A 7718-nucleotide genomic window follows, 5' to 3' on the forward strand; every position below is an offset into this window, starting at 1 on the left:
TTCAAAAGTCGTAAAAAAATACGTTTCTTACAATTTGTAAACTTTAATAGTTAAATAAAAAAGTGGAATTTTAAAACTAAAAAAAGACAAAAAGTCAGTTGAAATACGCTAAATATAGACATTATGACATTTAAATATACTAGGCACAACAATTGAATAAGGTTGAGAAAACATAAAAAACTATGAATTTTAATAATTATACTATAAAATCGCAAGAAGCCATTCAACAATCGCAACAGATTGCACAAGGCTTTGGTCATCAGCAAATAGAAAATGAACATATTTATAAAGGAATCAGTGAAGTTGACGAAAATGTATTGCCTTACTTATTAAAAAAACTACAAGTAAACCAGCAACTATTAAATCAGATTTTGGATAGCACTTTACAGAGTTTCCCAAAGGTTGAAGGTGGTCAATTGCAATTAAGCAGTACTGCAAATACGACTCTTTTGGAAGCTAGTACGCTTGCTAAAAAAATGAATGATGAGTATGTTTCTATTGAACACTTATTGCTAGCTATTTTTAGTTCTAAAAGTAAAATTGCACAAATTTTAAAGGATCAAGGGGTTACTAAAAAAGCACTTAATACTGCTATTGAGCAAGTGCGCAATGGAGAGCGTGTGACTTCGCAAAGCGCCGAAGACACCTACCAATCACTTAATAAATTTGCCAAAAATTTAAATGAGCTTGCTGAAACTGGAAAATTAGATCCTGTTATTGGTCGTGATGATGAAATACGTCGAGTACTTCAAATTCTTTCCCGTAGAACAAAAAACAATCCTATGTTAGTAGGGGAACCTGGCACGGGTAAAACTGCTATTGCAGAAGGCCTTGCACATAGAATTGTGGCTGGTGATGTCCCTGAAAACCTTAAAGAAAAGCAATTATTTTCATTAGACATGGGTGCTTTAATTGCTGGTGCAAAATATAAGGGTGAATTTGAAGAACGACTCAAATCAGTAGTAAAGGAAGTAACATCATCTGATGGAAATATAATTCTTTTTATTGATGAAATACACACGCTTGTAGGAGCTGGTGGAGGTCAAGGCGCTATGGATGCTGCTAATATTTTAAAACCTGCGTTGGCCAGGGGCGAACTCAGAGCTATTGGAGCTACCACCTTGGATGAATACCAGAAGTATTTTGAAAAAGACAAAGCACTTGAACGTCGATTCCAAAAAGTAATTGTTGATGAACCAGATACCGAAAGTGCTATTTCCATTTTACGAGGTATAAAAGACAAATATGAAACCCACCACAAAGTGCGCATTCTGGATGAAGCTATTATAGCCGCAGTAGAACTTTCACAACGTTATATTTCCAATCGATTTTTGCCGGATAAAGCAATTGACCTTATGGATGAAGCGGCTTCAAAATTACGAATGGAAATTAACTCCAAACCAGTTGAACTCGATGTGTTAGACCGAAAAGTGATGCAACTTGAAATTGAAATTGAGGCCATAAAAAGAGAAAATGATAATGAAAAACTAAAAGGTTTAAACGCCGAATTGGCTAATTTAAAAGAAGAACGCAACGGTATTTACACCAAATGGAGTAGCGAGAAAGAAGTGGTAGACACTATTCAACAATGCAAACAGCAAATTGAAGAATTAAATATTGAGGCGGATCGAGCGGAACGCAATGGTAACTACGGAAAGGTAGCTGAATTACGTTACGGCAAAATCAAAGAGGTTCAAGAACAACTTAATGAATTGCAAAATACGCTGGATACCCGTACAGAATCTTCCTTAATTAAAGAGGATGTAACTCATGAGGATATTGCTGAAGTTGTTGCTAAGTGGACAGGGATTCCTGTAACAAAAATGCTTCAAAGTGATCGTGAAAAATTACTGCATTTAGAAAGCGAATTGCATAAACAAGTAGTTGGTCAGCACCATGCTATTGAAGCAGTAAGTGATGCCGTTCGAAGAAGCCGAGCTGGATTACAAAATCCAAATAAACCTATTGGATCATTTTTATTTTTAGGAACCACCGGAGTGGGAAAAACCGAATTAGCCAAGGCTTTAGCAAACTACTTGTTTAATGATGATAATGCCATGACCCGAATTGATATGAGTGAATATCAAGAACGTCATTCGGTAAGCAGACTATTAGGTGCACCTCCTGGATATGTTGGTTATGATGAAGGTGGACAACTTACTGAAGCTGTTAGAAGAAAACCGTATTCGGTAGTACTACTCGATGAAATTGAAAAAGCGCATCCGGATACGTTTAATATTTTGCTGCAAGTTTTGGATGAAGGGAGATTAACGGATAACAAAGGGCGGACGGCAGATTTTAGAAACACCATTATTATCATGACTTCAAATATGGGAAGTCATATAATTCAAGAAAAATTTGACACGTTAAAAGATACTGAAACGGCCAATGAAGCAGCAAAAACTGAAGTATTAGGATTACTCAAGCAGCAGTTAAGACCTGAATTTTTAAATAGAATTGACGATATTGTAATGTTTAGTCCGTTGACCCAACAAGATATTTTACAAATTGTTGATATTCAATTAAAAGGTGTTACTAAAATGGTTTCACAACAAGGCATTGTTATTGATGCCACCAATGAAGCCAAATTATTTATTGCTAATAAAGGTTTTGAGCCTGAATTTGGAGCTAGGCCAGTTAAACGAACAATTCAAAAATTAGTTTTAAATGAATTGTCTAAACAAATTTTGAACGGAAGTGTTACTACTGATAGTGTCATTTTGATTGATACTTTTGATCATAAAATTGTTTTTAGAAATAAAGATTAACATCTAACATAATTTTTTGGCATGATGGTTGATAATATCTTATTGTTGAGATTAGTTTTAAGTTAGTTAGTTGGTTTATGGCGCTCGTGTTTTGTTAAACACGGGCGCTATTTTATTATCATTTTCTCCCACATACCGCAAAAGCTATAGTATAATTCCGTTTATGACATCAAATTTCCTATTCAAAATGCTTCTTATTCGTTTGATGCTACAAAATAAAACCAAACTATAGCTAACTTGGCTCATACATTTTTATCGTCAAAACAAAAAATTCCGAATTATTATTTGAGTGATTTTAAATCAGAACTGGTCTAAGCAAAACTTATGTTAAATAAAAAAATAAGAATTACAAATTCTATGTATTTTTACATCTATTATGAAAAAAAATAATAACAGCGTAAATATTTTAAATAAGAAAGCAAAGTTTGAATACGAAATACTTGATATTTATACTGCTGGAATTGTTTTGCGTGGTACCGAAATAAAATCAATTAGAGAAGGTAAGGCAAGTATTGCAGAAAGTTTTTGTGAATTCAATGACCGTGGGGAACTTTTTGTAATTAACATGACTATTCAAGAATATTCGCATGCCACCTATTTCAATCATGCGCCCAAATCAGAGCGTAAATTATTACTAAACAAGAAAGAACTTAAAAAACTTGAAAAAGAAGTAAATATTAAAGGGTTAACCATTGTTCCACTAAAGGTTTTTATTACCGAAAATGGATATGCAAAAGTACGTGTTGCATTAGCAAAAGGTAAAAAAATACACGATAAACGAGAAACTATTAAGGATCGCGATAATAAAAGAGAACTGGCCCGCGTGAAAAAAAACTTTTAAAAGCTCTTGATTTTACTTCAACATAAATAATCAATAGAATAGCAAACAGCTTTTGATGCTTTTAATTAAAGCTGTAAACGTTAACGATAGCGTATATTAAATGATCTAATAAAGCAACTGATAACTTTTTAATATACGATCAGCCTTAGTATGATTAATGAATACAAAAAAAACACCTTAAAAATTGAGATTTTAAGGTGTTTTTAAAATGAACAAAAAGATAAATATTTTATCTAATTATAGTTTACAAAGCCCTATTTAATTTACAATTACAGTTTTACTAAAAGATGTTTCTTCATCCTTTACCACTATAAAGTAAATACCAGAACTTATCTTACTTACATCAAATTTAAAATCTTTCTTGTACGTTTCTGAAAGTATAATTGAACCATCAAGGCTTACTAATGCAACAGATATATCGGATGACACCACTCCTAAGTTAACATTTATAATTTCTGACGCAGGTACAGGGAAAACTTGTCCTAAATTTCCATTTGCATCAATAAAAAAATCTTCATTGCTTAATGTAGGATCATCAGTTGTAAATACAATTTTGTCCAAGTTCCACTGCCAATCGGTAGCACTTGATGCTATTATACGAACGTCATGACTTCCTTTGGTTAAATTTACTTTATTAGCAGCTGTTAATAATTTGAATTGAGTCCAGCTACTATTATTAGGAACAGCGTCTACAGCAACTTCTACACCATCGATCAGCATAGTAATTTCAGTTTGATTATTTTCAGTAGCAATAAAGTAATTTATACTATACTCCCCTCCTTCTGGAACGTTTATCGTATAATCAACCCAGTCCTGAGTATTTACGTAGTTAATTCCTACTCCAGGCTCTAAATTAACCCCTAAAGGTACAGTTTCATCGTCAAAAGTACCACTAGTGTTTGTAAAGTCTTCAGCTTGTAAAATCAGACCTCCTTCAATAAGCGGTTTTACTACTTTTATTTCTGAAGTTGCTACAAAATCTCCATCTGCAGATGTTGCTGTTATAGTAGTTTCGCCAATTTTTAGAGCAGTAACCAATCCAGCAGTACTCACTGTTGCCACACTTGGATTGCTTGATGTCCAGCTTACATTTTTATTTGAAGCATTTGAAGGCTTTACAACAGCTGTTACTGTTAAATTTGAGTCAACTTCAATAGTTTCACTTTCTGGCGTAAGCCTTACTTTTGTAACACTTACAGGGGTAGAAACTACTGTAATTTCACTTGTTGCCGTATAATTTCCATCAATAGATGTTACTGTTATTGTTGCAATCCCTTCAGCTATTCCTTTTACCACACCTGACGAATCAACAGTAGCTACATTGGTATTGTTTGAACTCCAGGCAACTGATTTATCAGATGCATCTGCAGGTGTAATTAACGTACTTAATTCCAATAGCTGTGATTTTTCAACAGTTGCCGCTTCTACTGTAATACCAATACCTGTTACTGCTGTATTAGCAGGTACTTCCACCTCAGTAGTTCTTCCTGGAGCCTTACTAAAATCCCAAACAACTAAATTTGCTACAGTAATTTCGCCAAAATGCTTGAAATCAACTACAAAAGTATTATCATCCTTCAAAACACTACTAGGTATAGGTATTTCAAGTGTTCCAAAATAACGCCCTTTATTGTTTTGCCTTTTGCCCCTCCAATCCAAGGGTGTTGGAACTTCTTGACCGTTAACCGTTAGCTTAGTAATCGATAGAAACCCTTCTTTATCATCATCATCATCAAACAAAGCTCCGGTAATTTTCAGCATGGCTTCAGCATTAGCTGGAACGTTTACTCCATTAATTTGAAAAGTATTATCACCATCTTCAATTTCAATCCTATGAGGCTCAGTTCCTCCACTCACACTTTCTCCAAAATATTTTGACTCCACTGAAGTTTCATCAATTAACACAGGACTTGCAAATTCATATTTTAAAATCATGGTACCATCACCTGCTAATTTTACTGATGAAGGCGCTTCGCTTGAACTATTTTGAGATAAAGTTATATCCTGTTCTCCTTGTAAAAACAAATGTTTTGTAGATACTTTGGTAATGCTATTTGAAGAATCATCAAAAAAGTTTAAAATAATATTCGTTTCATCCTCCTCAAGATTATTTAAAATTAAATAGGCTATATTTCCGTCAATATAACAATCTACCTGAATATCAGGATCTGTAGATTTTGTATCAACTCTAGTTCCTTCTACTTCAGCCCATAGTTGATACCATTTAATAAAATCCGTCCAAACCCAATCATCACCGTCCTGCTCCATCATTCTGTAATGGTAATCGAAGCCTGTTCCTGCTTTCCACCATTCCGCTTTTACGGGAGTAAAAGGTAACGTCTTTTGAATATAATCTGGACGTTCTAAAAACTGCATCATCATAGCGCTAAATGGTTTTATATTTTCCCAATCATAGCGTCTTTGATGTGGTAATGGCTCCCATAAACCTTGTACTGCGCCATACTCAGATATGATAATCGGCTTTCTGTTTTCTTTCCCGTTTTTGTACACATCATACCATTCAATCATTTCCAACATCGCCTCCGTATGTCCTCCTGTTCTATTGGCTTGCGCTGCTCCATCCGCATCATAATCAGGCCAATCATATACGTGAACGGCATAAAAATCCATATTTTCACCAGCATTGTCCATAAAACCTTTCCAAAGCACATCCCACTGTGTCCAAGGTCCGGTAACATTTAAATATTTAGATTCGGTTTGCTTTCTAGCGTGCGCTTTTGCAATTTCATCCTCCGCGGTATTGCCATAAAAAGTATCTGTATAACCTACGGTTCTAAATCTGTTTAAATCGTCATTAAAAAAATCATGCAACCCCCATGTCATACCTCCAATTTTAGGCGCTTTACTTCCCATTCGTTCCCTGATTCCTTTGGCTACCAAATTGTGATATTCCCATAAATCCTCCCAGCTTGTTACCATAAACTCCCCTGTATTCATCAGCATATCGGGCTCATTAATAACTTCCCAGTATTCAGGTAATAATTCCCCCCCATTTGCAGCGGAATCTGTAAAGAAATGATCCAGATATTCCACCATCCATTCTGCAGATGTTTCAATATCCTGCGGAATCCATTGTGGTCCATCACCCCCACTAATATAATTATAATCAAGTGTTGGGTAGGTCGGGTGCGGATTGGTTCCCATAATCATTCCTTTTGAACGATCTTTGTATTTTGCAACATCTTCAGTAATCTTTTCATATTCAGTCATCCACCAAGCACCAAAATTTTGTAATTCTTCAATATCTGGCTTATTCAAACGATTTGGATCACCTGGAGTAGCTTGAAATTTCCATGACGCAGAACCATTGTCTCTACCTAGGTATACATCAAGATCGTTTAATAAATATTCAATCTTATCTTCTTCGCCAATCCAATCAGTTTCTGCTAACGAGGCATGAAGCGTAATGTGACGTTCACGACCAAAGTCTGACACTCCGCCCACTGAATGTTTAATATTTAAATTTACATCCACATTTGCATTTTGTGCTGTGGCATATTGCCATGCAAATAATGATAAAACAACACCTAAAGGCCTGTTTAAGTTAATTTTCATAATTCTAGTTTTAATTTTGAGTAAGTAGCTTTTTTTTTATAACGATCTTGTTTAATTATTACTTTTCTTCATGAAAATGGCTCAAAACTTTAAATAAATAAATAGTGTCAAAGCATTTGAACTAACTCAATGAGTATTTTTACATTTAATCAAATTGAGTACGATTTAGCTTAAATTTACAAATACTTATACCTACAGATTATTCTGATAATTATTGTCAATTACCTATTTCAAATGTAGTCCGTAAAGTTTTTATTTTTTTGTAAGAAAAATCTAAGCATTATAACCTATGAAGAGCTCAAAGAATTTTTTAGCGTGATTCAACCGTTCATTTCTCATGCTCTTAAGAATTTATTGTAGTTAAATTATTTTATACCGTATTTATTAGCTTAAATAAGAAGAGATGATCAGATAATACTTTTGAAAACGCTTGATTGGTGAAATTTAAAATCAAGTTTAAATATTTAACTCCAATTAAGAATATAGAAAATCGTGAAAGATTATTAATAATAATGTATATCTGCTTAGTGTCC

General features: G+C 34.0%; 3 protein-coding genes. 2 read left to right on the forward strand and 1 reads right to left on the reverse strand.

The window, feature by feature from the left end; translation table 11 throughout:
• The first annotated feature begins 182 nt into the window (after nt 1-182).
• On the forward strand, nt 183-2768 hold the full coding sequence (clpB, locus tag GMC_RS0118385) for an ATP-dependent chaperone ClpB (protein ID WP_010523526.1): 2586 nt from the start codon (nt 183-185) through the stop codon (nt 2766-2768).
• 376 nt (nt 2769-3144) lie between these two features.
• Nucleotides 3145-3609, forward strand: a complete 465-nt coding sequence (gene smpB / locus GMC_RS0118390; RefSeq protein WP_010523527.1) for an SsrA-binding protein SmpB — start codon at nt 3145-3147, stop codon at nt 3607-3609.
• A gap of 258 nt (nt 3610-3867) precedes the next feature.
• On the opposite strand, the gene GMC_RS20955 is transcribed toward smpB, so the two are convergent.
• Nucleotides 3868-7185, reverse strand: a complete 3318-nt coding sequence (locus GMC_RS20955) for an Ig-like domain-containing protein (protein WP_010523528.1) — start codon at nt 7183-7185, stop codon at nt 3868-3870.
• Between the last annotated feature and the right edge of the window lie 533 nt (nt 7186-7718).

The organism is Aquimarina agarivorans, assembly GCF_000218485.1.
Taxonomy (GTDB): Bacteria; Bacteroidota; Bacteroidia; order Flavobacteriales; family Flavobacteriaceae; genus Aquimarina; species Aquimarina agarivorans.